The sequence below is a fragment of the Gilliamella sp. Fer4-1 genome (assembly GCF_001690515.1).
Lineage (GTDB): Bacteria > Pseudomonadota > Gammaproteobacteria > Enterobacterales > Orbaceae > Gilliamella > Gilliamella apicola_C.
The window spans coordinates 1-2,826 of sequence record NZ_LZGZ01000055.1 but is presented as its reverse complement, the minus strand read 5'-3'; the positions used below and the strand labels follow the sequence as shown (position 1 = coordinate 2,826).

Here is a 2,826-nt window from a genome sequence, read left to right as displayed (position 1 = left end):
TTTAAAATATTCTCAATAGACCAAGGGGCTTGTAGCCTCTACCTATTTTGTGTAGGAGTGAACCTTTCAATTGCTTAAAATAGTATGATTTTAATACTGCCTTTCAAATAAAATTTGAAGCAAAATAGAATGAAGAGTCAAAATGATAACGATTAATACATTAACGCAAAATAAAAAACTATCCGATCCTGAAGATATAATAGAATTTTTTGATAAGATTTGTGAATGCATACCTTGTGAATCAGAACTACACATAAAACTGGAGCGAAAGGCTTTTTATGCCTTTGTTGTCATTAATACTATTTGCCACTGGCAAAGTGATGGTTGGTGTAATCTTTTATGGAATTTTTCTATAGCAAAATATATTGTGCCAGCAATGCAAGCTGTCAATTTATCAGCAATTGCGGAAGCTATTGAACAGGTCGAACAGACCTATCCTATTTCCTATACAGAATGTAAAGACCAAGCAGAATTATTGGGGTTAGCTAATTTTATTGAAAACCCTCGACGAAAGCGCAAATATATATACTCTGAAAGACTATTAGCTATTTCACAAGAACAACGTCAAATTTATTCACAAAATTTTAATACTAAACTGAAAATATTAGATGATTTAGTCACACCTTTATGGGATTATCAAGCGCCAGAACAAGAAATTTGGCAACCTGTCATTGATTTTATAAATCAACATAACACCCATTAAATCTTAAAACATGCAGTGTAATTTTTTTATGAATTTTTTAGGTCATGATAAAGTATTTGTCTAGTGATATTGCTTGTAATAGGAAAAATACAATATTAATTTAGGCTGTTGATGATGAATAAAGAGTGGAAACCATTATTTCAAATACAATTGATTCATGTCATTAATAAATTACGAATTCATGGGATTCATATTGGCGCGCCTGATTCAGTTATTTATGAAATAATGGGAGAGCCAGAGTTGCCTACCACAAAACTAAATAAAAAAACAAAAATATATTGTTATATATATGGTAATGTTACTATTTATTCAGAAAATAACATTGTGATAGCGATAGATATTGATTTGCATGGTGTTAGAAAAAAAGTGGTTGATTTTGGCGAAGTAGCTAACTGGAAACTTAATGATTGGCTGGCATTATCTAAACAAAAAGGCTGGCATATTAATAACATATATAATGTGATACAGCTTGAGGGAAATGGCATCGTTATCGGTTTATCTCAAGAAGGTAAAGTAGGCGTGGTATCAATTAGATAATACGTATCAATCAAAATATATCATTTGATAAAGGCATGACTGCCACGGAAATTAAACATGCAGAAGAATATTATCAAATTACTTTTCCATCTGAATTAAAATCATTTTTAATGGAAATATTGCCCACTTCGCCCGGTTTTTATTATTGGAATGATTATACGCTTGAAAATCAAAACTACATTCGACAAGCCTTACATGCTCCTATCCATGCGCTTTTATTTGATATTTAATATAATCATTTATGGTTACCAAATTATTGGGGAACCGAGACAGAGAAACGAGAAGATAAATTAACAAGAGCGACACAACAATTAGCCCCAGTTTTATCAGTGTAGCACATTGATATTATTTATTATGGCACAACTCTTTAGAACTATTTTGATTTTCAATTTGGTAAAATAAATTGCTCAGATATTGATATTTTCAAATATAGCATCAGCACCTTTTTGATTAGAATTCATTGAATAACATTGCGTATATTTTTATGTGCGCATTTTTATTAAGCACATAGTTAAATTAAACACATAACATTAAGCATGTTATAACAAAAAATAAAGCTGTTGCTGTAGCCAATTTATTTATAGGAAAATTAAGATATGAATATTAGTTTAGTTATTAACGAGAAAACCCCTGAATTGGATGAGTTTTTAGATCAGGATGAAATGGAGCTATCCTCTTTTGAATTTGCTCTTGTTGAGTTATCTCAATATATTAATGGGTTGATACATATCACATTTAAAAATGGGTTAAACATTACTTTAGATCTGTTTTCTGATTTTTTGATCTATTTAGATGACATTATTAACTCAATAAATGCGGCCAAATTATCACACACCAAAAAAGAAACGATATGGTTTTGTGAACAAGGATCTGATTTTTATTTATACTATGAAGTGAAAGGTGAAACGATCCTTTTATCATATAAACAAGGTAAATCTACTGGAATGCCGAATAAATTAATACCTGATTTTTCTATAGAAGTTGATTCATTAGCATATATCAGAAATTGGGAAAACATTTTTCAGGCATTAATAATCATTTTTGAAGAAAAACTTCAAAAGAAAATAGCTATCCCTTTTTGAACCTTAATAAATATAAATGTCTTTTATTTTCTATAAAAAGTTTAAATACAAAAATTGAATCGATAACACAATAAATAATTGAATAAAAATTTGGGAGCCAGATATGGTTAAAACAATACATATTGACGTTGATTTTAATGGGATAATTATTTTTGATTATCCAGGAATACTGACTCTTTTTGGCGGGAAAATAGAGAATGGAAAAAACATTCTTCAAGAATTTACAACCACAGATAAAGGTGATGTTGTGCTTGATGAAGGTATTGCCTTACCTATCATGGGGATTGATGATGGAGGCTATATCGTTCGATTGTTTTTAAATGAAATGCCCAGTAATGATAATAGGCGTGTAATATTCAGTGATAAATATTTTTATCTTAATATCACTGGCGATTTATATATTGCCGATATGGCAACTTTTTGGGAATGGGAAGAATATACTGGTTGGAATAAGGCTAATATTCCCAAAGGCAACTATAAAGTCAACTTAGAAGGCGTTCATTT

At 30.0% G+C, this 2,826-nt stretch carries 5 protein-coding genes; all 5 read left to right on the top strand.

Annotated elements, in window-relative coordinates; translation table 11 throughout:
• Window positions 1-142: 142 nt before the first annotated feature.
• Window positions 143-703: a hypothetical protein gene (locus tag A9G30_RS01875; protein WP_065580590.1), complete on the top strand. Its 561-nt coding sequence runs from the start codon at window positions 143-145 to the stop codon at window positions 701-703.
• 114 nt (window positions 704-817) lie between these two features.
• Window positions 818-1,240, top strand: coding sequence for a hypothetical protein (locus A9G30_RS01870; protein ID WP_081295545.1), 423 nt, complete (start codon window positions 818-820; stop codon window positions 1,238-1,240).
• Between the two features lie 35 nt (window positions 1,241-1,275).
• Window positions 1,276-1,470 (top strand): SMI1/KNR4 family protein, encoded by a 195-nt coding sequence (locus A9G30_RS01865; RefSeq protein ID WP_065567076.1) that lies wholly within the window; start codon window positions 1,276-1,278, stop codon window positions 1,468-1,470.
• Window positions 1,471-1,836: 366 nt separating this feature from the next.
• A complete protein-coding gene (locus A9G30_RS01860) occupies window positions 1,837-2,322 on the top strand; it encodes a hypothetical protein (RefSeq protein WP_065587866.1) in 486 nt (161 codons plus the stop codon).
• 103 nt (window positions 2,323-2,425) lie between these two features.
• On the top strand, window positions 2,426-2,826 hold a 401-nt coding region (locus A9G30_RS01855; protein ID WP_065587865.1), incomplete at its 3' end, for a hypothetical protein.

Coding starts and splice junctions, on each gene's coding strand:
- A9G30_RS01875 (WP_065580590.1), top strand. CDS start 143: ATGATAACGATTAATACATTAACGCAAAATAAAAAACTATCCGATCCT.
- A9G30_RS01870 (WP_081295545.1), top strand. CDS start 818: ATGAATAAAGAGTGGAAACCATTATTTCAAATACAATTGATTCATGTC.
- A9G30_RS01865 (WP_065567076.1), top strand. CDS start 1,276: ATGACTGCCACGGAAATTAAACATGCAGAAGAATATTATCAAATTACT.
- A9G30_RS01860 (WP_065587866.1), top strand. CDS start 1,837: ATGAATATTAGTTTAGTTATTAACGAGAAAACCCCTGAATTGGATGAG.